Origin of the sequence: Tessaracoccus flavescens (assembly GCF_001998865.1) — a bacterium.
Taxonomy (GTDB): Bacteria; Actinomycetota; Actinomycetes; order Propionibacteriales; family Propionibacteriaceae; genus Arachnia; species Arachnia flavescens.
The window spans coordinates 1,533,860-1,556,809 of the sequence record NZ_CP019607.1 but is presented as its reverse complement, the minus strand read 5'-3'; the positions used below and the strand labels follow the sequence as shown (position 1 = coordinate 1,556,809).

Annotated in this window: 13 protein-coding genes, 1 pseudogene and 4 CRISPR repeat arrays; of the genes and pseudogenes, 13 read left to right on the top strand and 1 reads right to left on the bottom strand. The window is 69.9% G+C overall.

The features are described from left to right. Positions 1–237: 237 nt before the first annotated feature. The 10 genes and pseudogenes from cas3 (at position 238) to istB (ending at position 18,931) form a co-directional block, all read left to right on the top strand. Positions 238–3,003, top strand: coding sequence for a CRISPR-associated helicase Cas3' (gene cas3 / locus BW733_RS07465; RefSeq protein WP_335755091.1), 2,766 nt, complete (start codon positions 238–240; stop codon positions 3,001–3,003). After that, complete coding sequence (casA, locus tag BW733_RS07460; protein WP_077349305.1) at positions 3,000–4,619, top strand: type I-E CRISPR-associated protein Cse1/CasA; 1,620 nt, start codon at positions 3,000–3,002, stop codon at positions 4,617–4,619. The genes cas3 and casA overlap by 4 nt, the downstream gene beginning before the upstream one ends. Continuing rightward, the gene (casB, locus tag BW733_RS07455) at positions 4,612–5,256 is read left to right on the top strand and encodes a type I-E CRISPR-associated protein Cse2/CasB (protein WP_237268335.1); all 645 of its coding nucleotides are present in this window, start codon (positions 4,612–4,614) and stop codon (positions 5,254–5,256) included. Before casA ends, casB begins: the two co-directional genes overlap by 8 nt. Continuing rightward, positions 5,253–6,377: a type I-E CRISPR-associated protein Cas7/Cse4/CasC gene (gene cas7e / locus BW733_RS07450; protein ID WP_077349303.1), complete on the top strand. Its 1,125-nt coding sequence runs from the start codon at positions 5,253–5,255 to the stop codon at positions 6,375–6,377. Before casB ends, cas7e begins: the two co-directional genes overlap by 4 nt. Continuing rightward, a complete protein-coding gene (gene cas5e / locus BW733_RS07445; RefSeq protein ID WP_077349301.1) occupies positions 6,374–7,060 on the top strand; it encodes a type I-E CRISPR-associated protein Cas5/CasD in 687 nt (228 codons plus the stop codon). Before cas7e ends, cas5e begins: the two co-directional genes overlap by 4 nt. Next, on the top strand, positions 7,060–7,734 hold the full coding sequence (gene cas6e / locus BW733_RS07440; protein WP_077349299.1) for a type I-E CRISPR-associated protein Cas6/Cse3/CasE: 675 nt from the start codon (positions 7,060–7,062) through the stop codon (positions 7,732–7,734). Before cas5e ends, cas6e begins: the two co-directional genes overlap by 1 nt. A gap of 4 nt (positions 7,735–7,738) precedes the next feature. Then, positions 7,739–8,686 carry a type I-E CRISPR-associated endonuclease Cas1e gene (cas1e, locus tag BW733_RS07435; RefSeq protein WP_077349297.1) on the top strand — a complete coding sequence of 316 codons (948 nt, stop codon included), beginning with the start codon at positions 7,739–7,741 and terminating at the stop codon, positions 8,684–8,686. Then, positions 8,680–9,018, top strand: coding sequence for a type I-E CRISPR-associated endoribonuclease Cas2e (cas2e, locus tag BW733_RS07430; protein WP_077349295.1), 339 nt, complete (start codon positions 8,680–8,682; stop codon positions 9,016–9,018). The genes cas1e and cas2e overlap by 7 nt, the downstream gene beginning before the upstream one ends. Positions 9,019–9,074: 56 nt before the next feature. Further along, positions 9,075–14,352: a CRISPR direct-repeat array (repeat unit 29 nt; unit sequence GTCCGTCCCCGCCACGCGGGGGTGAGCCC). An 84-nt stretch (positions 14,353–14,436) separates the two neighbouring features. Continuing rightward, positions 14,437–16,844: a CRISPR direct-repeat array (repeat unit 29 nt; unit sequence GTCCGTCCCCGCCACGCGGGGGTGAGCCC). A gap of 64 nt (positions 16,845–16,908) precedes the next feature. Beyond that, positions 16,909–18,162, top strand: a complete 1,254-nt coding sequence (gene istA, locus BW733_RS07425; protein ID WP_077349293.1) for an IS21 family transposase — start codon at positions 16,909–16,911, stop codon at positions 18,160–18,162. Then, a pseudogene (gene istB / locus BW733_RS20070) lies at positions 18,162–18,931 on the top strand (IS21-like element helper ATPase IstB). Before istA ends, istB begins: the two are co-directional and overlap by 1 nt. Before the next feature lie 96 nt (positions 18,932–19,027). Continuing rightward, a CRISPR array of direct repeats spans positions 19,028–19,849; the repeat unit is 29 nt; unit sequence GTCCGTCCCCGCCACGCGGGGGTGAGCCC. A 91-nt stretch (positions 19,850–19,940) separates the two neighbouring features. Continuing rightward, positions 19,941–20,518: a CRISPR direct-repeat array (repeat unit 29 nt; unit sequence GTCCGTCCCCGCCACGCGGGGGTGAGCCC). A 262-nt stretch (positions 20,519–20,780) separates the two neighbouring features. Here the strand turns inward: istB and BW733_RS07415 are convergent. Beyond that, the gene (locus tag BW733_RS07415; RefSeq protein ID WP_077349291.1) at positions 20,781–21,119 is read right to left on the bottom strand and encodes a MazG-like family protein; all 339 of its coding nucleotides are present in this window, start codon (positions 21,117–21,119) and stop codon (positions 20,781–20,783) included. A gap of 185 nt (positions 21,120–21,304) precedes the next feature. Here BW733_RS07415 and BW733_RS07410 point away from each other — a divergent pair, with 185 nt between their 5' ends. Genes BW733_RS07410 through BW733_RS07400 form a run of 3 tightly spaced genes read left to right on the top strand, consistent with a single transcriptional unit; the run spans position 21,305 to position 22,883 of the window. Next, entirely contained in the window at positions 21,305–21,874 is a 570-nt protein-coding gene (locus BW733_RS07410; RefSeq protein ID WP_077349289.1) for a helix-turn-helix domain-containing protein, read from the top strand. Then, positions 21,871–22,572: an AzlC family ABC transporter permease gene (locus BW733_RS07405; protein WP_077349287.1), complete on the top strand. Its 702-nt coding sequence runs from the start codon at positions 21,871–21,873 to the stop codon at positions 22,570–22,572. Before BW733_RS07410 ends, BW733_RS07405 begins: the two co-directional genes overlap by 4 nt. Further along, positions 22,569–22,883 carry an AzlD domain-containing protein gene (locus tag BW733_RS07400; RefSeq protein WP_077349285.1) on the top strand — a complete coding sequence of 105 codons (315 nt, stop codon included), beginning with the start codon at positions 22,569–22,571 and terminating at the stop codon, positions 22,881–22,883. The genes BW733_RS07405 and BW733_RS07400 overlap by 4 nt, the downstream gene beginning before the upstream one ends. The last annotated feature ends 67 nt before the right edge of the window (positions 22,884–22,950 follow it).

Below are 22,950 nucleotides of genomic sequence, written 5' to 3'. Positions count from 1 at the left end.
CAGCGGAGGTGAGCTCGTGTTTGGTTCGGGTTGGGCGTCTCTCCCCACCACCGCGGGGCTTCCATCGAGCTCCCCAACTTAAAGGTGTTGGGTCTGATCTCGCCTAACCTATTCGTCAGGAGGTTGCGATGATGCAGCTAGCTCGGATGCCATTCCCATTGCGCAGCAGGACGGCCTATCAGCCGTTGCCAAAGAACGTAGCGGCAGCCACCGACAAACACCCGTCGCTGGCGGGTCGTGATTGAGGTGGACCGGGTGAGGTCTCCATGGAGCCCTGCCGCCTACTCGTGCTGGGGGAAGCTCCAAGGCAGCGAGACGTCCCACCTTCCTCTGGTCCAGCATCTGCAGGACGCCGGTGACGTGATGGATGCGCTGTGGGCGCAGCAACCCGTCAATGTGCGGCGGCTCTTCGCGGAAGCGTTGGGCGGAAATGACGGTGCTCGTGCATTCGTTTGCTTCTTGGCGTCGGCGCACGACGTAGGCAAGGCCTCACAGCATTTCGCATTCAAGGCCTATCCCGCTGGGAGATCAGATGTTGCCGAGGCCATGCGGGCTGCGGGTCTGGATGTCCCTATCCACGTCAATCGTCCATTGGGGCACGGCCTGCTGGGGCAGGTGCATCTGGTCGACTGGCTGATCCGTCGCCATGCGGCCGACCCACTGCGGGCTCAGCACCTCGGCGGCATCGTCGGCGGTCACCATGGCAGCAACCCCAGCGACCAAGATTTCATTGATGCGCGCAACGCCTTCGTGGAGGAATCGAACGGTTGGGCCAAGGTGCGTGACGAGATACTGGACGGCTTCGCCATCAAGACCGGTGCGGACGCCTGGCTTGGGTGCTGGCTCGCCGGGCCGATCCCGGTCGAGGTCCAGGTTCTGACCTGTGGGTTGGTCATCATGGCCGACTGGATCGCCAGCGACGAGTCTCTCTTCCCGTACGAACCGCCCTCTGAGGACCGGGTAGAGAGGGCCCTGGCCACGCTCAACCTCCCCGCGGCGTGGGCACCGTTCAAGGCGGACGCTGTTCCCGACGAGCTGCTGCGGCAGCGCTTCCCTCGGCTGGGTCCGGAAGCGGGCCTCAACGCGATGCAACGCGAGATGGTGCGGGTCGCCTCGGCGATGACGACGCCAGGGCTCGTGCTTCTGGAGGCACCCATGGGATCTGGCAAGACCGAGGCGGCGCTGCTGGCAGCCGAAATCCTGGCGCAGCGGTTCGGCTTGGGTGGCGTCTTTGTCGGGCTGCCCACCATGGCTACCTCCAATCCCATGTTCTCTCGCGTGAGAGATTGGCTCGACCACGTCCCATCCGGTGGGGTTACGAGCCTCAACCTCGCGCACAGCAAGGCCGGCCTCAACGACGAATTTGCCGGCCTGATGCCATGGGCACGGTCGAGACCCCCGATCTATGACGACGAAGTGGGGGCGCGAGAGGCGGCTGCGACTGTGCATGCGTGGTTCCTCGGCCGCAAGAAGGGGATGCTTGCCAGTCACGTCATCGGGACCATCGATCAGGCGCTCTTCGCGGCACTCAAGGCCAAACACGTAGTCCTACGTCATCTCGGTCTCGCAACCAAGGTGGTGATCATCGACGAGGTCCACGCCGCAGATTCGTACATGCGGACGTACTTGAAACGCGTGCTCACGTGGCTGGGGCGTTATGGCACCCCCGTCATCCTCATGTCTGCCACGCTCCCCCCTGCGCAGCGCGAGGAGTTGCTGTGTTCCTACGCCGATGGACGTGCAGGGAGGGTGTCGCTTCCGCAGACCGACGCCTATCCCGTCATCCACGTGGTCGATCAGGGCGGAGTGTCCGTGGTGGGCACCGCGAGCGCCGGGCGGGACATCGAGGTTGCGCTGCGGCCTGTCGGCGACGAGCTCAACTGGCTTGCGTCCGAGATTGACGTGCGCATCACAGGGGGTGGCTGTGTCGGTGTCATCTGCAACACGGTGGCGCGAGCCCAGCAGGCCTTCGACACGCTGTCGAGGAGCCTTGACTGCGAGGTGCTGCTGCTGCACAGCCGTTACTTGGCGCCTCACAGGGCCGCGCGAGAGGCAGACCTGGTCCGTCGCCTCGGGCCAGCCAGCGACCTGCGCCCGGAGAAGGTCGTGGTGGTCGGCACCCAGGTGCTTGAACAATCGCTGGACATCGACTTCGACCTCATGATCTCGGACCTGGCACCGGTCGACCTGCTACTACAGCGCATCGGCCGCCTGCATCGTCACGACCGGACCCGGCCTGCAGCCTTGGAGCACCCTGAATGCCTCATTCGCGGGGTCGATGACTGGGCGACGCAGCCTCCCGAGTTCCCGGTGGGTGCTCGGCGCATCTATGGGCAGGACGCACTCCTGCGCAGCGCGGCGATCGTGGAGGGCGTCGGTTCGGTGGCGATCCCGCGTGACATCCCGACGTTGGTGGCTCGCGCCTATGACGCCAAGCCAGAAGTTCCGGAAGCATGGCGGGCCGCCACTCGCGAGGCGACCAAGAGAGCGGCGTTGGAGCAGTCGTCCAAGGTCAAGCGGGCAGGAGATTTCTTGCTCGCCGATCCCCGGCGCAAGAGCAACCTCAACTCGCTGATCAGCGGTCCCGCAGCCGACCCCGACGATTCACATGGCTATCAGCAAGTGAGAGACAGCGAAGACTCACTTGAGGTGATCGTCATCGTTCGAGACGGAGAAGGCTATCGATTGCCGCAGGGAGTCGGGCCCCATTCCGGTAAGGCCATCGGCTACTCGACACCCGAGGCCCCACTTGCCCGAGCGCTCGCCGCGTGCACCCTGTCGCTTCCACATTCACTCTCGGGGGTCTGGATCGTCGACCGCGTCATCGATGAGTTGGAGTCCGCGGTCGACGTCAGCGCATGGCAGGCCTCGCCGTGGCTCAAGGGGCAGCTAGCCCTGGCCTTGTCTTCTGAAGGGGTCGGTGAACTGGTCGGGAGACGCATTGTCTATGATCTCAGCCACGGACTGATCGTCGAGTCGGAGCAGAGAGTAGAACGTCCATGACAGCGTCATTCAATCTGATCGCGGAACCCTGGATCAGGGTCCGGACGCGCACCGGGATGCTCGAAGATGTGTCGATCCGGGATGCTTTTCGCCGCGCAGACGAGTTCAGCGGGTTGGCCGGCGAGATTCCCATGCAGGACATGGCGGTTCTCCGACTCCTGCTCGCCATCGCCTACCGTGCCACCCATGACGTCCGGAACGACGACGAGGCGGTTACGCTCTGGGGGCTGTGGTGGACCAACGGTCTGCCGCTCGACCAGATCGACGCCTACCTGGAGCAATACCTGGAACGCTTCGATCTGCTCGATGCCGATCGACCCTTCTTCCAGGTCGCTGACCTTCGCACACAGACGGGTGCCACCTCCGGCCTCGACAAGCTCATCGCTGAGGTGCCGTCGGGCTCGAAGTTCTTCACGACGCGCGACGGGGCCGGCATCGGGTCGCTGTCCCTGGCCGAGGCAGCCCGCTGGTTGGTAGCGCTGCATTCCAGTGACATCAGCGGAATCAAGACCGGCGCGCTCGGTGACGATCGCGTGAAGGGCGGTAGGGGCTATCCGATCGGGACCGGGATCACAGGTCGCATCGGGCTCGTGGTGGCCGAGGGGCACTCTCTTCACGAGACGCTGCTGCTCAATCTAGTGTTGCCGATGTCGAACGACGACGACTCGGTCCCGTGGGAGCGCGACCAGGATGATGCCGGTGAGAGTTGGCTCCATTCCGAGCCGACCGGCACGGCTGATCTCTACACGTGGCAGACGCGACGCGCACGCCTGATCCTGGACGGTGACCGCGTCGCCGACGCGCTGGTGTGCAACGGCGACAAGATCGGGCCTCAGAATCTGCAGCGGTTCGAGCCGATGTCGAGTTGGCGCTACAGCGAGCCGCAGACGAAGAAACTGAAGTACGACACATGGATGCCCCGGACGCACGATCCGAGAAGGTCGATCTGGCGGGGCCTCGAGCCTCTCCTGCAGCGCGTCGTACCGACCAGGAAGACGATTCGGCCTGCACTCTTCGACTGGTCGGCGCGGCTCAGGGACGGCGGGGCCCTTCCCGCGGACGCCCGGGTTTCGGTCAGGGTGGTCGGGTTCGAGTACGGGCCCCAGGAGTCGAGCCTGGCGGCTGCAGTCGACGATTCGCTGCTCGTGTCCGTGGCGCTCCTCGATGACGAGTCGCTGGCTGGGCTCGCGATCGGGGCGTCCGGAGTGGCGCAGCAAGCCGTCGTCGACGTTGCCAACCTCGCGTCCAACCTCGCCAGAGCCGCCGGGATCGACCCGGCGCCGCGACGCGAGCTGGCCTTCACGGCCGCGTATGACGCACTCGATCCGCTCTTCCGTCGGTGGGCGCGGGATCTGACCGCCGACTCGGATGTTGCCGAGCGAGCGGCGGCCTGGGGGGTGGCAGTCCGCCAGCGAATTACGCAGCTCGGCGGCGACCTGTGCCGAGATGGCGGTCGCGCGGCCGTCGTCGGCCGCCTGGACCGGGGCAGCGGACAGACCATGGACACGGCCCGGGCGTGGAGCATCTTCCTATCCCAGCTTCGCGGGCACACCAGCGCGGACGGTGCGGCGAAGCCGCTGCCGGAAGCTCACGACACGGAGGAATCGGATGAGTGACGAGAAGATGGAGACCAAGCCTTGGTCGGAGACGGGCAGGTTGGTGGGGGCGCAGGTTGCGAAGCTGCAGGCCGGCTACACGCGATCCCCTCGTGATGAGTGGTCCCAGCGCACGCTGGCGCAGCTTCGTAGGGCCGACGCGGCGGCTCCCGGCGCAGATGCTGCCCTGTGGCAGGTGACGTTCGACGGCTTGCCTGAATCCGTGCGGGGAGTCGGTGACGCCCCCAGCATCGGTGAGGCGGCCGCTCACGCCACGCTCGTGATGTACGCGATCCATCAACAGTCGAAGGGTGAACCGATGCACCGCCAAGGCGTTGGGCTGGGTCAGGCCGTGCGGGACCTGGCACGCGCACGATCCGCAGATGCGACGCCGGATCCGGGCGTACTGTCGCGGTTTCACGCCCTGGTCCGGGCACAGACCCGATCGGCTCGACTGTCATGCCTTCGGGCGCTGGTCGGGCTCATGCGTGCCGAGTCGATCCCTTTGGACTACGGCCGACTCGCCTCAGACCTCTGGCTGCTCGAGACCAAGAAGTCCGACGTCGTGCGTCTCCGCTGGGGGCGCCAACTCCACCTCCACAAGCCCACAACAGAGCCAACCGAAGCAACCGCAGTTCCCGAAGGAGAGAACCCGTGACCGCGTACTACCTCGACATCCACGTCCTGCAGAGCGTCCCGCCGAGCAACGTCAACCGTGACGACACGGGTGCGCCGAAGAGCGCCCTCTACGGAGGGGTGCGCCGCGCCCGAGTAAGCAGCCAGGCGTGGAAGAAGGCCGTCCGGGCGAGCTTCGACCAATTCGTCGACTTGGAGAAGCGTGGCGTGAGGACCCTGCGCGTGATCGAGCTCCTTGTCGAGCGCATGAAGGAGATGAACCTCGATCTCGCCGAAGACGAGATGGTCGCGCGGGCGGTCAAGGTCGTCAACGCCCTGGGGCTCAAGACCGAAAAGCCTAGAGTGAAGAAGGGCGAGCCCGAGAAGGTCGAGCGGTCCCAATACCTGATCTTCTTCAGCAGGCATCAGCTTGATCGCCTAGCAGAGTTGGCGGCGACGGCCGAGGGTCCCGTCACGAAGCGGGAGGCAGCTCTGGCGGCCGACACCGACCACGGCGTCGACGTCAGCCTCTTCGGTCGGATGGTCGCCGACTCGAAGGACCTCAACGTCGACTCGGCCGTGCAGGTAGCCCACGCCATCAGCACCCATGCGGCCGAGACAGAGGCCGACTATTTCACTGCGGTTGACGACTACAAGCTCGACGAGGACGACGCTGGGGCCGGAATGATCGGAACCATCGAGTTCAACTCGTCCACGCTGTACCGGTTCGCGACAATCAGCCTAACCGAGCTGCTGCACAACCTCGGTGACGTCGCGCTCACGGCCGAGGCTGCGGCGGCGTTCGTGCAGGGCTTCATCGTGTCGATGCCGACCGGGAAGCAGAACACCTTTGGCAACAACACGCTGCCGGATGCGGTCCTCGTGCAACTTCGCGAGGGTCGCTCCGTGAGCTACGCAGGCGCCTTCGAGGCGCCGGTCGAGGCAGACGGAGGGTATGTGCGCCCGTCGGCCGACGCGCTCGCGAAGTACGTCGGCGAGGTTGAGGGCAGCTTCCTTGATCCGGCGGTCGTCTCGCTCGTGACCCGAACCGGAAATGCGGGCAACGCCTTGGATGATCTGGGTGAGGTGGTCACGCTGCGTGAACTGATCGACCGATCTCGCGCGGACGTGGCCGAGGTGCTCGGGGATCAGGCGTCCTCGTGACGGTGCTCCTCCTCCGGTTGGCCGGACCACTCCAATCGTGGGGTGATTCCAGCCGATTCACGGTGCGCTCCACGAGGCAGGAGCCGACGAAGTCTGGCGTGCTTGGGCTCCTCGCCGCAGCGCAAGGACGTCGGCGAACCGATAGCATCGAAGATCTCCTTCACCTGCGGTTTGGCGTACGGACTGATCAGCCGGGAACGGTGGTGCGAGATTTTCACACCGCCCATGACCGGGCGGGCAACTCGATGCCGCTGTCGCACCGCTATTACCTCTCGGACGCGGTCTTCGTTGCGGGCATCCAAGGTGATGACGCCTTACTGCAGGGTCTCCTGTCGGCGGTGGAACGCCCCGAGTTTCCCCTCTACCTCGGGCGCCGCTCGTGCCCCGTCGATGGACGACTAGCGCTCGGGCTGCGGCAGGGCGACCTCGACGATGTCTTGGCCGCCGAGCCATGGCAGGCCGCCCTATGGCATCGGAAACGCATGCCAACCCTTGCCACCCTGGATCTCCACCTCGACGCCTCGCCGGACACCCCCGGCGAGGGGATCAGGGACGTCCCCCTGAGCTTCGACCCCTCGCGCCGGGAGTACGGCTGGCGGAACGTCTCCTCGTCAGTTGTCCAGCTGCCCAACGATGTGGGCACCGATGAGCCTGACTGGCTCTCTGCACTTGGAGATAGCTGATGTTCCTCAGTGAGTTCGACATCAATTCAGGGCGCCGAACGGCCCGCCACCTGCTGGCCTCACGCGAGCGATTGCACGCAGCGGTGCTTGGCTGCTTCCCGCCGGGACAGTCGAGTGACGGCGAGTCGCGTGCGCTCTGGCGGCTCGACGCTAGCGCGAGCCATGCGATCAAGCTGCTACTCGTGAGTGGTCTACGCCCCGACTTCACTGCTCTCAACGAGCAGGCCGGATGGACGACGGGTGCCCCGGCGCGCACGGCCAGCTATGACGGATTCCTTGGGCGTCTGGCGCCAGGGCAAACGTGGCGATTCCGTCTGACGGCGAACCCCGTCAGGTCCGTTCGTGACGAGCCCGGCGCCAGGGGCCGGAGGGTCGCACATGTCACTGCAGCCCAACAGCGCCACTGGCTCGTCGAACGGCACGCGGCCCTCGGGGTGGAGTTCCCGTCAGATGCGGCGGGCGAACCATCCGTGGCCGTCACGAGGCGTGAGACGGTGCGGTTCACGCGGGGCGCGGCGAGTAAACCGGTGACGTTGTCCATCGCGCAGCTCGACGGATGCGTGAACGTTGTCGATCCGGAGCGGCTCCGAGCAGCCCTTGTTATGGGCGTTGGGCCAGCGAAGGGGTACGGGTGTGGACTCATGACCTTGGCGCCACCGAATCGTCAGGGGTAGGGGCATGAAGCCGGTTCCTGGGTCGCGGCCTGCAGAGGTGCAGGAACTTGCTCGTGCCCAGGATCGGCTCAGCTTCATCTACCTTGAACGCTGCCAGATCCATCGCGAGTCGAACGCCATTACCTCGACCAGCGACAAGGGCGTGATCCATATTCCGGCCGCCATGATCGGTGCTCTCCTCCTCGGGCCCGGAACGAACATCACCCATCAAGCCATGATGTTGCTCGCCGACAGCGGCTCCACCGCGGTCTGGGTCGGAGAGCACGGCGTCCGCTACTACGCACACGGCAGACCCTTGGCGCGACGAACTCGGCTCCTGGAACTGCAGGCCGCTGCGTCCGTGAGTCGTGATGAGCGGCTCAAGGTCGCCCGCCGCATGTACGAACTGCGCTTCCCAGACGAGTCGGTCGCCCGGGCCACTATGAAACAGTTGCGCGGGCGGGAGGGAAGTCGGGTCCGCCAGGCGTACCGCGATGCGGCCGAGGACTTCGGCGTCGCGTGGGACAAGCGCAGCTACAAGCCCACAGACTTCGAGGCATCAGATCCGGTCAATCAGGCGTTGACCGCGGCAACGTCATGTCTATATGGGGTGACCCACGCTGTGATCGTGGCACTCGGGCTCGTCCCGGGGCTGGGATTCGTCCACAACGGGCAGGACCGGTCCTTCGTGTACGACATCGCTGACTTGTACAAGACCGAGATCGCCGTTCCGGTCGCCTTTGAGATAGCTGCCGCGGCCGGTGATGACCTTCCTGGTGAGACTCGCCGGGCCATGCGGGACGAGATTCATGCTCGCCGGCTGCTGACGCGCTGCGTTCGTGACATTCACACCGTGCTCGCGGCGTCGGGAGACCCGGACGAGGGCTATGGCTGGGACATCCTCGAACTCTGGGACGAGAGCGGAGACAGCGTCCTGGCTGGCCGAAGCTGGGGAGATGAACCCGATTGGTAGTCATCGTGCTGTCGAACTGTCCAGAGGGTCTGCGTGGGCACCTCACTCGCTGGCTTCTCGAGGTGAGCCCAGGTGTCTTCGTCGGATATCTCACGGTGCGAATTCGCGATCATCTATGGCTCAGGGTCTTGGAGATGTGCAAGGACGGGCGGGCCATCATGATCTTCGGAACGAGTGGGGAGCAGCGTCTTGGCTTCAAGGTCCATAACCACGCGTGGGAGGTAGTCGACGTTGATGGAGTCTCGTTGATGCGGCGCCAGGAGGGTGGAATGAAGAACCCCATGCGTCGTGGCTGGAGTAGCGCCTCGCGTGTTCGTCGATCTCGACGCTAAGGTAGCTAGAGGGCTTGCACTGTCCGCTCTTGGGGCGTTTTCCCAAGTCAGGTGCTGTCCGTCCCCGCCACGCGGGGGTGAGCCCCTCGGCGAGGCGGGCACCCGCATAGTCGGCGGGTCCGTCCCCGCCACGCGGGGGTGAGCCCCCCCTCATGTCTGTTGAGAAGACCAAGCGCGAGTCCGTCCCCGCCACGCGGGGGTGAGCCGCCCGAGCTCGTGCCCGGCACGCCCACCCCGAAGTCCGTCCCCGCCACGCGGGGGTGAGCCGACCGCAGGGGCGTCCGCGAGAGTATCGCCAAAGTCCGTCCCCGCCACGCGGGGGTGAGCCGCCCATGTACCAGGGCACGGTCCCCGCGAAGGAGTCCGTCCCCGCCACGCGGGGGTGAGCCCGAGCGGGTCAGGAAGCACTTAGGGCACACGGCCCCCGTCCCCGCCACGCGGGGGTGAGCCCAGCTACGCACCGCCGCCCGGCGACTCACGCCTGTCCGTCCCCGCCACGCGGGGGTGAGCCCTGTCAGGGCCCCGCGCTAGTCTGGGGCCCTGAGTCCGTCCCCGCCACGCGGGGGTGAGCCCAAACGCGGGTGGCGGGGTCATTCAGGCTCAGGGTCCGTCCCCGCCACGCGGGGGTGAGCCCGCGATCACCGCGGCGCTGCCGGCTATCCAAGCGTCCGTCCCCGCCACGCGGGGGTGAGCCCTCGGCGAAGCTGGAGAACTGTGCCAGCGGCGAGTCCGTCCCCGCCACGCGGGGGTGAGCCCGCGCCGCCGAGCTTCTCGAGGTCGCCGCGCAGGTCCGTCCCCGCCACGCGGGGGTGAGCCCTACACCCTCGGCGGCAACGCACTCGCCAACAGGTCCGTCCCCGCCACGCGGGGGTGAGCCCGCCCTCGACGCGCACCTCGGACTCGTGGACGCGTCCGTCCCCGCCACGCGGGGGTGAGCCCCGCCGACTGCGGGCATGGCTCACCACCGGGAGGTCCGTCCCCGCCACGCGGGGGTGAGCCCGCGAAAGGAACCCCGGCGTGACCAGAAGATTCGTCCGTCCCCGCCACGCGGGGGTGAGCCCTCGCCGAGCACCTTCGACACGTACAGCGGCGAGTCCGTCCCCGCCACGCGGGGGTGAGCCCCCAGTCGCTGAAGGCGTCTCGCGCCCCCTCCTGTCCGTCCCCGCCACGCGGGGGTGAGCCCGCCTACCAGCAGGCCGGGAAGCTCTGGCTGGAGTCCGTCCCCGCCACGCGGGGGTGAGCCCTGCGTGGCCGCAGCGTCGGCGCCTGGGTGGCGGTCCGTCCCCGCCACGCGGGGGTGAGCCCCGATTGGCCCGCTCGCGCTTGGCGGCGGTGCGGTCCGTCCCCGCCACGCGGGGGTGAGCCCGTAGGAGGTCGCGATGGGTGCCGATGCGAGCGGTCCGTCCCCGCCACGCGGGGGTGAGCCCGCTTCATCGCGCAGCTGCGAGAAGATGCCGGTGTCCGTCCCCGCCACGCGGGGGTGAGCCCCCGATGGCTCAGGGCCAGCCGGGCACGCTGTAGTCCGTCCCCGCCACGCGGGGGTGAGCCCGGGGCGACACTGCCGAACTGCGACTGCTGCGGGTCCGTCCCCGCCACGCGGGGGTGAGCCCCCGCTGGCCCCCGGCCCTGACGATGGTGTGCTGTCCGTCCCCGCCACGCGGGGGTGAGCCCCAGTAGCTCGGCACGCCGATCACACGGGCGATGTCCGTCCCCGCCACGCGGGGGTGAGCCGTCTCGGCCCTGTCGTGGCGTGTGTTGCGCGAGGTCCGTCCCCGCCACGCGGGGGTGAGCCCACGGGCCACCACTGGGCCATGTGGGGGCAGGTGGTCCGTCCCCGCCACGCGGGGGTGAGCCCTCGATGTCAATCGCGTTGCCGATGGACGAGAAGTCCGTCCCCGCCACGCGGGGGTGAGCCCCGCCTGCCCGACGGCGTGCGATGGTGCGCTGAGTCCGTCCCCGCCACGCGGGGGTGAGCCCCACCAATGAAGAGCACGTCGAGCGCGTCCCATGTCCGTCCCCGCCACGCGGGGGTGAGCCCTGCTCGCTCATTATCACCCACAAGGAGACGCGGTCCGTCCCCGCCACGCGGGGGTGAGCCCCCATGACCGCACCGAAGCGCGGCTACCGCGCCGTCCGTCCCCGCCACGCGGGGGTGAGCCCCCGATGGCTCAGGGCCAGCCGGGCACGCTGTAGTCCGTCCCCGCCACGCGGGGGTGAGCCCTCCGACTGGTGCGTCAGCATCCGCGACGGTGAGTCCGTCCCCGCCACGCGGGGGTGAGCCCGAACTGGACGCCCACATGTCCCGCAATCTGTGGTCCGTCCCCGCCACGCGGGGGTGAGCCCTTGCCCATCTCGCCAGCACTCGCCTTGGTGAGGTCCGTCCCCGCCACGCGGGGGTGAGCCCTCCGCACTCACCTCGGTGCGCAGGATCGTACGGTCCGTCCCCGCCACGCGGGGGTGAGCCCAACCCGGTCGACGAGTGGGCCGACCCCGTGTCGTCCGTCCCCGCCACGCGGGGGTGAGCCCTTGCACGTCGTCGCCCCTCTGGGCACGCGCGCGTCCGTCCCCGCCACGCGGGGGTGAGCCCCCACCGCATCGCTCGCCTAACGGTCGAGGACTGTCCGTCCCCGCCACGCGGGGGTGAGCCCCGACAACCTCGAGGTGCACACCCTCGGCGTGAGTCCGTCCCCGCCACGCGGGGGTGAGCCCTCATCCCGCCGCTGTGGCGAGGCGGCGCATGGGTCCGTCCCCGCCACGCGGGGGTGAGCCCGAACTGGGTTACGAAAAGGTGGTCGAACTCGTGTCCGTCCCCGCCACGCGGGGGTGAGCCCGAGGCCGAGTACGCGTTCCGCGCAGCGTTGGAGTCCGTCCCCGCCACGCGGGGGTGAGCCCGCGCAAAAACCCGTCTGACAGGCATATTCGCCGTCCGTCCCCGCCACGCGGGGGTGAGCCCCAACCCTCACGATCCACGACCTGCGCCGCACCGTCCGTCCCCGCCACGCGGGGGTGAGCCCTTCGGGTCGATCGCGGCACCGTTGACGGCGACGTCCGTCCCCGCCACGCGGGGGTGAGCCCGCGGCGAACTGCTCGCGGTCGAGCTTGTCGAAGTCCGTCCCCGCCACGCGGGGGTGAGCCCATGGGCCTTGACTCTGAGGTGATGGCCAACGAGTCCGTCCCCGCCACGCGGGGGTGAGCCGATCTGGGAGTCGTCGCGCCAGGCGAGGCGGGTGTCCGTCCCCGCCACGCGGGGGTGAGCCCTCACAGGCTCGACGAACTGCGGCCGCTGCATCGTCCGTCCCCGCCACGCGGGGGTGAGCCCCCGCCTGATAGGCGAATATGCCTGTCAGACGGGTCCGTCCCCGCCACGCGGGGGTGAGCCCTCACCGCCAGCTCGGGCAACCGGCGAAGGCTGGTCCGTCCCCGCCACGCGGGGGTGAGCCCCTCGGCATCGTGGGCGGCGAGCCAGCGGCGGAGTCCGTCCCCGCCACGCGGGGGTGAGCCCGAGGTCGCCTGCGCGTTCGTCACGAACTCGCGGTCCGTCCCCGCCACGCGGGGGTGAGCCCCTGATCCGGGACGGTGCCGCAACCGCCTGGAAGTCCGTCCCCGCCACGCGGGGGTGAGCCCCCGATCGCGACCCGCACAGAGCCGTCCACGGGGTCCGTCCCCGCCACGCGGGGGTGAGCCCCGCTCGACGTACTCCGCGACCTCGGCGGCGTAGTCCGTCCCCGCCACGCGGGGGTGAGCCCAGGCTCGCGGCCGCCGGGCGGTCGGCGCAGACGTCCGTCCCCGCCACGCGGGGGTGAGCCCGCGATCCGCGACGGGTTCAACCGTGCCCGCGAGTCCGTCCCCGCCACGCGGGGGTGAGCCCGGCCTCCGGCATACGACCGAAGGCATGACGCGGTCCGTCCCCGCCACGCGGGGGTGAGCCCCCCCATCCGGCCGTCGACCACGGGTTGCACCCGTCCGTCCCCGCCACGCGGGGGTGAGCCCTCGATGATGTCGGGGGCCGGCCGCCGGTCAGTGTCCGTCCCCGCCACGCGGGGGTGAGCCCGTTTTGGAACTTCGCGAAGCGTGAGCCGAGCCGTCCGTCCCCGCCACGCGGGGGTGAGCCCTCGTCCGCTGCATCGGCGACCATGCCGCCCGCGTCCGTCCCCGCCACGCGGGGGTGAGCCCGAGCAGATCAGCAAGAGTCGCGAGGTGGCCGAGTCCGTCCCCGCCACGCGGGGGTGAGCCCACCTTCACCGCGTACATCATCAGCCGGCGGACGTCCGTCCCCGCCACGCGGGGGTGAGCCCTCGACGGTCATGCGCCGACCTCCATGAGGAGAGTCCGTCCCCGCCACGCGGGGGTGAGCCCCGTGACCGACTTGGTGGCCTGGGCGAGGGTGAGTCCGTCCCCGCCACGCGGGGGTGAGCCCCGCACGGGCGAGATCCCGCACTTCGCCAACGGGTCCGTCCCCGCCACGCGGGGGTGAGCCCTCGGCCTGCTCGGTCCAGTCGTCGGCGACGCTGTCCGTCCCCGCCACGCGGGGGTGAGCCCGTCGTTTTCTCGATTGATCCGGTGCCCCCCGCGTCCGTCCCCGCCACGCGGGGGTGAGCCCCCGACCAACTGGGCGGGAGCGACTTCTTGGGCGTCCGTCCCCGCCACGCGGGGGTGAGCCGCCCCCAGATGCGGTCTAGGGTTTCGGCGGTGGGTCCGTCCCCGCCACGCGGGGGTGAGCCCGCCGACACGATCCTCAAGGACGTACCCATGCCGTCCGTCCCCGCCACGCGGGGGTGAGCCCGCCTACCCCGACCCCGCCGACATCGCCCAGCGGTCCGTCCCCGCCACGCGGGGGTGAGCCCCGCTGCACAAGCGTGTCCATCGACACGCCAGAGTCCGTCCCCGCCACGCGGGGGTGAGCCCTATTCGACGAACTATATGGAGGACAGTCTGGTGTCCGTCCCCGCCACGCGGGGGTGAGCCCGTCACCGTCTGCTCGTCCTCGGTGGAGTCGTCCGTCCGTCCCCGCCACGCGGGGGTGAGCCCTTCGGCAGCTTGTCCCGGTGGAGGACGACGGCGTCCGTCCCCGCCACGCGGGGGTGAGCCCTGCGACGCCGCGCCCTCGACATCAGAGCACGCGTCCGTCCCCGCCACGCGGGGGTGAGCCCCTCACCCAGGCCGAGGCCGCCACCCTGCTCGGGTCCGTCCCCGCCACGCGGGGGTGAGCCGCGTGCGCAGGCCGAGCAGGAGCAGCGGCAGCAGTCCGTCCCCGCCACGCGGGGGTGAGCCCGCGGAGACCTGGGCGACGACGGGCGCGGCGTCGGTCCGTCCCCGCCACGCGGGGGTGAGCCCGGCACGTTGGCGAGGGCCGGATGGTCGAGTCGGTCCGTCCCCGCCACGCGGGCTCGGAGGGCGCGTCGTTCCAGTGGAAGGCCGCGTCCGTCCCCGCCACGCGGGGGTGAGCCCGGCACGTTGGCGAGGGCCGGATGGTCGAGTCGGTCCGTCCCCGCCACGCGGGGGTGAGCCGCCTTGGGCCTTGGTGCGGTACCAGGTGGCGCGGTCCGTCCCCGCCACGCGGGGGTGAGCCGAGTCCATCGAGCGGGCGGTGGCGCGCCGCCTGGTCCGTCCCCGCCACGCGGGGGTGAGCCCAGCACGAGGGTGTCGAGCACCAGCAGGCCCACGTCCGTCCCCGCCACGCGGGGGTGAGCCCGCCCTCGCCGCCAACGCAATGCCGGACAAGGCGTCCGTCCCCGCCACGCGGGGGTGAGCCCCCGCTCGGGATGACGTGCCGTATCGGTGGCGTGTCCGTCCCCGCCACGCGGGGGTGAGCCCTGTTCGACGTTTGGCTCGCGGGCATGTCGGCTGTCCGTCCCCGCCACGCGGGGGTGAGCCCATCCCACACGATCGCGCTGTTCGACGCGATGTGTCCGTCCCCGCCACGCGGGGGTGAGCCCGCCTACGCCGCCGACCTGTGGGATCAGATCAGGTCCGTCCCCGCCACGCGGGGGTGAGCCCTCAGCGCCCGTCATGCGCTCCATGTGTGTCCTGTCCGTCCCCGCCACGCGGGGGTGAGCCCGCGCGCGTTGTGCTTACGGCTATCGACCGAGGGTCCGTCCCCGCCACGCGGGGGTGAGCCCGCCCTCGCGCTGACCTGCCGCCGGTTCGGTGCGTCCGTCCCCGCCACGCGGGGGTGAGCCCGAGCGTCCATCCGTGCCGGTCTGCCTCCGGCTGTCCGTCCCCGCCACGCGGGGGTGAGCCCATGCGACAAGGTGGCTGGACAGAGCAGGGACAGTCCGTCCCCGCCACGCGGGGGTGAGCCCAACTGCGTAGCCCCGGAGATCCCCGACCTTGCGTCCGTCCCCGCCACGCGGGGGTGAGCCCCGTTGGGCGCTGCTTGGCAGCTGGCCCCGCCAGTCCGTCCCCGCCACGCGGGGGTGAGCCCTGGTCGAGGTCGGGGATCGTGACCGGCTGCGGGTCCGTCCCCGCCACGCGGGGGTGAGCCCGCTGAGAGCGCCGCAATCCTACGTAGGCAGTGGTCCGTCCCCGCCACGCGGGGGTGAGCCCTTTTGGCGTTCGCTGGTGCAGACACTCAATATGTCCGTCCCCGCCACGCGGGGGTGAGCCCGTCCTCAAGAACTCCTACTGGGGCAAGACCTTGTCCGTCCCCGCCACGCGGGGGTGAGCCCGCCGTCAAGCTGGAATACATCCTGACCCTGGCGTCCGTCCCCGCCACGCGGGGGTGAGCCCCTTGTAGATCAGGTAACAGCTTCGGACCCCCGGTCCGTCCCCGCCACGCGGGGGTGAGCCCCGAGCCGCAATCGCAGACGAGTCGGTCCAGGAGTCCGTCCCCGCCACGCGGGGGTGAGCCCCTGGACCAGCCGAGCACCTGCGCGATCTCCGAGTCCGTCCCCGCCACGCGGGGGTGAGCCCACCGCGCTGCCCGTGGCGCTGGGCACCCTGTAGTCCGTCCCCGCCACGCGGGGGTGAGCCCAACGCGGCCTCGTTGGAGAGCACCTGGCCGGAGTCCGTCCCCGCCACGCGGGGGTGAGCCCACGCCGGGGATGGCGGGCAGGCTGGGCACGTGGTCCGTCCCCGCCACGCGGGGGTGAGCCCCGCTCGGTAACTGGACCAGTAGGGTGTCTAGCGTCCGTCCCCGCCACGCGGGGGTGAGCCCGCCTACTGGACTGAGCGCGGAGAGGAGCCGCTGGTCCGTCCCCGCCACGCGGGGGTGAGCCCGCCGCCACCCCCGCCGCTACGCGGCCCCTACCGTCCGTCCCCGCCACGCGGGGGTGAGCCCCACTCCAGGCCGTAGTGATTGACCCAGTGGCCGTCCGTCCCCGCCACGCGGGGGTGAGCCCCACGTCAAGGCGACCGGTAACGCCGCGGTCGAGTCCGTCCCCGCCACGCGGGGGTGAGCCCACGAGAACCGACAGTAGGCAGGCTCGCTCGAGTCCGTCCCCGCCACGCGGGGGTGAGCCCACGAGAACCGACAGTAGGCAGGCTCGCTCGAGTCCGTCCCCGCCACGCGGGGGTGAGCCCTCGCCGAGAACCTTCGACACGTACAGCGGCGAGTCCGTCCCCGCCACGCGGGGGTGAGCCCGCATGGGCTTCGACCCCGGCAACCTCTCCCGAGTCCGTCCCCGCCACGCGGGGGTGAGCCCGTCTCGAACCAGTACCACTTCGAGGGCCGCGAGTCCGTCCCCGCCACGCGGGGGTGAGCCCCTTCACCCGCCGCACCACCGCCGGCGGAGACTGTCCGTCCCCGCCACGCGGGGGTGAGCCCGGGTCGTCGGGGAAATCGAGGGTTTCGTCAAGGTCCGTCCCCGCCACGCGGGGGTTGTCGATGCCGCATGAATACTGACCCCCAGGTGCCGAGCGAAAGTTGACCCCCTCGGTCAGAGTGAGGGAGTGATCAGCGTGGAGGATTGGGCCGAGATTAGACGGCTCCACAAGTCGGAGAAGATGGCGATCAAGGCGATCGCCCGCCAGTTGGGGGTGGCGCGGAACACGGTGCGGGCGGCGTTGTCCTCGGATGGGCCGCCGAAGTATGAGCGTGCTCCGGTGGGGTCGGCGGTGGATGCGTTCGAGCCGCAGATTCGGGCGTTGCTGTCGAGGACGCCGACGATGCCGGCGACGGTGATCGCGGAGCGGATCGGGTGGACTCGATCAGGGTCGGTGCTGCGGGCGAGGGTCGCTGAGTTGCGGCCGTTGTTCGCGCCGCCGGATCCGGCCGACCGGACCGAGTACCAGCCTGGGGAGATCGTGCAGTGTGATCTGTGGTTCCCACCCAAGATCGTGCGGGTCGCTGCGGATGTTTGGACCGCGCCGCCGGTGCTGACCATGGTGGCGGCGTGGTCGGGGTTCATCGCCGCGGTGTTGCTGCCGTCCCGGACCACTGGGGATCTGCTGGCGGGGATGTGGCAGCTTCTGTCTGGCAGCTTCGGTGGAGTGCCGAAGACGCTGGTCTGGGACAACGAGTCCGGTATCGGTCAGCATCGCCGCCTCACAGTGGCTGCGCGGGCGTTCGCTGGGACGTTGGGGACCCGCATCTTCCAGACCAGGCCCCGGGATCCGGAGGCCAAGGGGGTGGTGGAACGCGCCAACGGGTACCTGCAGACGTCGTTCCTCCCGGGTCGGGAGTTCGGGTCCCCGTCCGAGTTCAACACCCAACTCGCGGCTTGGCTGCCGCGGGCGAACCAGCGGCTGCTGCGCCGCACCGGCGCTGCTCCCGCGGCACGGTTGGCAGCCGAAGTGGCGGCGATGACCGCGCTGCCACCAGTGCCACCTACGGTCGGGTTCACCGACCGGATCAGGCTGGGGCGGGACTACTACGTCCGGGTGATGGGCAACGACTACTCCGTGGACCCGGCCGCCATCGGACGCTTCGTCGACATCACCTGCGATCTGGAGCACGTCACGGTCAGCTGCGCCGGGACCGTGGTGGCCGAGCATGGGCGATGCTGGGACCTGCGATGCACGATCACCGACCCAGCCCATGTCGCGGCCGCCAAGCATTTGCGCGCAGCCTTCCAGTCCCGCAACACCCCGACCACCGGGAGGGTGGAACCAAGCCATCAGGTCGGGATGCGGTCGCTGAGTGACTACGACGAGTTGTTCAACCTGAACACTGCCACCGCGCTGTCGGTGAAGGAGGTGGCGTGATGACCACCGGCAAGGACGTCGCAGCCGAGATCGCGTTCCTGGCGCGGGAGCTGAAGACCCCGGTGATCACTGAGACCTTCACCACGCTGGGTGACCAGGCACGGGAGGCCGGCTGGTCCCACGAGGAATACCTCGCCGCCGTCCTGGGCCGGCAGGTCGCCTCCCGCACCGCCAACGGGACCAGGATGCGGATCTCGGCAGCCCACTTCCCGCAGGTCAAGACCATGCAGGACTTCGTCTTCGACCACATCCCCGCCGCCACGCGCGACGTGATCGCGCACCTGGCAACTGGCACCTTCATCGCCAAGCGGGAGAACGTGGTCCTGCTGGGGCCGCCGGGACCGGGAAGACCCACCTCGCAATCGCCGTCGCGATGAAGGCCGCGGAAGCGTCCTACCTGGTGTTGTTCGACTCCGCGACCGGCTGGATCCACCGGCTGGCCCAAGCCCATGCCAAGGGCGGTCTCGAGCGAGAACTACGACGGCTGAACCGCTATCGACTGCTCATCATCGACGAAGTTGGATACCTGCCGTTGGACGCGGCCGCGGCGGCGTTGTTCTTCCAACTCGTCGCCTCCCGCTACGAGACCGGATCGATCATCGTGACCTCGAACCTGCCCTTCAGCCGCTGGGGCGAGACCCTCGGCGACGATGTCGTCGCAGCAGCCACCATCGACCGGCTCGTCCACCACGCCCACGTCATCGGCCTGGACGGCGACTCCTACCGAACCCGCGCACACCGCGACACCATCAACCAGCAAACCAAGTAGCCAACCAACAAGAAACCCACCGAGAGGGGTCAATTTTCAATCAGCAGAGGGGGGGTCAGTTTTGGCCCGGCGTTGACAGCCCGTCTGGTCCATCACGTCCGTCCCCGCCACGCGGGGGTGAGCCCCTCATCCGGGATGGTGCCGCGACCGCCTGGCGGTCCGTCCCCGCCACGCGGGGGTGAGCCCAGCCCCCCGTTGTTCCACAGGGCCACCACGGGGTCCGTCCCCGCCACGCGGGGGTGAGCCCGGCCATGGCGTCCGCCCAAGTCGGCGACGCGTGTCCGTCCCCGCCACGCGGGGGTGAGCCCGCAGGCCAGCCGTCTGGCCAGCGGTCCCACTCGTCCGTCACCGCCACGGGGGGGTGAGCCCCAGTCCGAGGAGGACGAACTCATGGCACTCAAGTCCGTCCCCGCCACGCGGGGGTGAGCCCGCGCAAACGGCCCCGAGCATCCCGACCACCGAGTCCGTCCCCGCCACGCGGGGGTGAGCCCGCCCACTGCTCCCCGGCTAGGTCGGCGTAGGCGTCCGTCCCCGCCACGCGGGGGTGAGCCCATCTATCGGGCGACGGGCGACGCGGGCCAGTTGTCCGTCCCCGCCACGCGGGGGTGAGCCCCTGTACAAGGCTCCGAACGGGGCGGCGTTCCAGTCCGTCCCCGCCACGCGGGGGTGAGCCCAGCGTGCCAAGAATCAAAGCAGCAAGAATCAGGTCCGTCCCCGCCACGCGGGGGTGAGCCCCCTCGCAGTCGTCATAGGGTCCAGGTGCGATGGTCCGTCCCCGCCACGCGGGGGTGAGCCCTTTCTGTAGAGTCTTCCGAATAGCCGCCCGAGGTCCGTCCCCGCCACGCGGGGGTGAGCCCCCAAGGAGGACCGATGAGCGACCTCACGGAGAGTCCGTCCCCGCCACGCGGGGGTGAGCCCTACCGGCTCAGCATCTACCGGCCCGACCTCGAGTCCGTCCCCGCCACGCGGGGTGAGCCCAGGTTGACCGGCTCCTCGGCGGGATCGGTGAGGTCCGTCCCCGCCACGCGGGGGTGAGCCCAGCGTGCCAAGAATCAAAGCGGCGAGAATCAGTCCGTCCCCGCCACGCGGGGGTGAGCCCGTGTACTCGAGGATCCCTGAACTCGTCGAGCTGTCCGTCCCCGCCACGCGGGGGTGAGCCCGTGTACTCGAGGATCCCTGAACTCGTCGAGCTGTCCGTCCCCGCCACGCGGGGGTGAGCCCTGGTCTGCGCGGTGGAAGTGGGGCATCGGCTCGTCCGTCCCCGCCACGCGGGGGTGAGCCCTCGACCAGCCTGCCGGCCGCGCCAGTGACGACGTCCGTCCCCGCCACGCGGGGGTGAGCCCGACGCGGTTCGTGCCGCGTCGATCCTGTACGAGTCCGTCCCCGCCACGCGGGGGTGAGCCCATCGCCGCCCTGACCGACGCTGCGAAGAAGGCGTCCGTCCCCGCCACGCGGGGGTGAGCCCCGAGGAAGTGTGGGCAGCCGAGCACGCCTACAGTCCGTCCCCGCCACGCGGGGGTGAGCCCGCCCTGCGCGCCCGAGCACACAGGCAGGTCCGGTCCGTCCCCGCCACGCGGGGGTGAGCCGCTTTGCGACTCCTAAACGAAGTGCTCCAGCCACAGAGTGAAGACCAGATCCTGCGTGTCTGCCGATCCACGAGCGTCGTCTCGGTCACACCGGCGATCCGGCGCACAGAGGTTCAAGTCCTCTCTCGGACACCGGCGGTCCCGCGCCACTGGGCGGGGGCTGGTGATCAGCGCCCATCACCTCCAAGGCGAGGCCCGCCGCACGGATCACGCCCAGCGATCTCTGGCCGGACCGGGAGACCCGGAGAACCGATTGCTGTGACTCAGAGCCCGGCGCGCGCCTTCGTCCGGACGATCTTGTCGACCAGGAGATCCATCGAGCGGCAGTCATGGCCGCGGATGTGCTCGAGCGCGGCGAGGGCAGTGATTGCGACGTCGAGCAGCTCCTCCTGGACGTCGTCCATGGTGTGGCTGACGCCCTTGCGCGGGTTCTGGCCCGTGACGCCGATGTAGGCCGCGATGACCTCGCCCGCCTCCTCGCTGATCTTCGCCAGCCGCGCCCAGGTCGCGGCCTCCAAGTTGCGGCCCGCGTTCCCCTCGTCGATCCAACGGCTGACGGTGGCGAGGTCGGCGGAGATCTCCGCGGGCGTAGGGGAAGTCATGCTGCGAGGCTACCGCTGTCTGTCGTGCAGGGGCATGTCGGGAGTGGGTGGACGGGCCGGCGTGCACGGCCTGTCGCCAGGGCTGGCCGTCGCGTGCACGGAGCCCAAGAGAGGCCTGGCTGAGCGACGCCGTCCACCGGTCGAAACGTTCGATTCAACGAACGAATGCGTGCTAGAAAGAACGCGTGACCGATTCGTCGCCTACCGGAGGTCCGGTCGACCTCATCGCTGCGAACCTGCGCGCCGAGCGCGCGCGTGCCGACCTGTCGCTCAGCGCGGTGGCGCGACTCGCTGGGATCTCGAAGTCGACGCTGTCCCAGCTCGAGGCCGGTCAGGGCAACCCGTCGGTCGAGACGCTCTGGGCCGTTGCGGTGGCCCTCGAGATCCCGTTCGCCCGGCTCGTGGCCGCGCCAAGGAACCCGCTGCGGGTCGTCCGCGCGGGCGAGCGGCCCGCGATCCGGGCCGAGGAGTCCAACTACGCGGCGGCCCTCCTCGCGCCGGGGGGCCACGAGCGGCGCGACCTGTACGTCGTCAGCCTCGAGCCCGGGAGTCCCCGCCTGTCCGAGCCGCACACCCGCGGAACGGTGGAGCACGTCGTCGTGTCAGCCGGCTCCGTGCGGATCGGTCCCGCGGGGCAGCAGGTCGACCTGCTGCCGGGCGACTACGTCACATTCGCAGGCGACGTCGCACACACAGCGGAGGCCCTCGAGCCGGGAAGCTGGATCGTGCTCATGATGGAGCATCCGGGCGCATGAGCACCGACACCGCCGCGCGACCCGAGGTGAGGGCGGCCGTCCGGCAAGGGCTCTGGGTCGGCATCGCCACAGGTGCCTACGGCATCTCGTTCGGCGCCCTGTCGGTGGCCAGCGGGCTCGACGTCTGGCAGACGTGTGTGCTCAGCCTGCTCATGTTCACCGGGGGCAGCCAGTTCGCCTTCATCGGCGTCATCGGCGGTGGGGGAGCCGGTGGTGCCGCAGCAGCGACGGCGCTCCTGCTCGGCGTGCGAAACACGCTCTACAGCCTCCAGATGGCGCCCATGCTCCAGCTGCGCGGTCCGCGTCGACTCGCCGCCGCGCAGGTGACGATCGACGAGTCGGTCGCGGTGTCGCTCGCCCAACCCGACGCCGCATCCAGGCGTGCGGGGTTCTGGGCGGCGGGCGTCGGCGTATTCGTCTTCTGGAACCTCGCAACCCTGGGAGGAGCGCTGCTCGGCGACGTCCTCGGCGATCCCCGACGGTGGGGGCTGGACGGAGCCGCCGCTGCCGCGTTCGTCGCCCTCCTCTGGCCACGTTTGCGGGAGCGGCGGGCGCAGGCGATCGGCGTGGTCGCCGCCGTCGTCGCGGTGGTCCTCGTCCCGCTGGCCCCGGCCGGCCTGCCGATCCTCGCCGCGGGTGCCGCTGCGGCAGTCGTCGCCTGGTGCCAGCACAGAAGCGCGAAGGCGGCCCGCGCATGACGCTGTGGATCTGGGTCGGGGTCGCGGCGCTGGCCTGCTTCGCCCAGAAGCTGGTCGGCTATCTCATCTCGCCCAAGGCGTTGGACAACCCACGCGTCGCCGAGACGGCAGGGGGAGTCACCGTCGGCCTGCTCGCCGCCCTTGTCGTGACGCAGACGTTCGCCTCCGGCTCCGCCTTGACGGTAGACGCCCGGCTAGCGGCGGTGGCTGTGGCCGCCGTCGCGCTATGGCTGCGGGCGCCCTTCATCGTGGTCGTCCTGCTTGGTGCCTTGACGGCCGCGCTGCTTCGCGCCCTCGGCTGGGCCGCCTGAGGCTGCTCCCGTCCTCACGCCGACGGACGGCACCCGCACCCCGCTCGGCGGCGTGGGTCGCGCGATG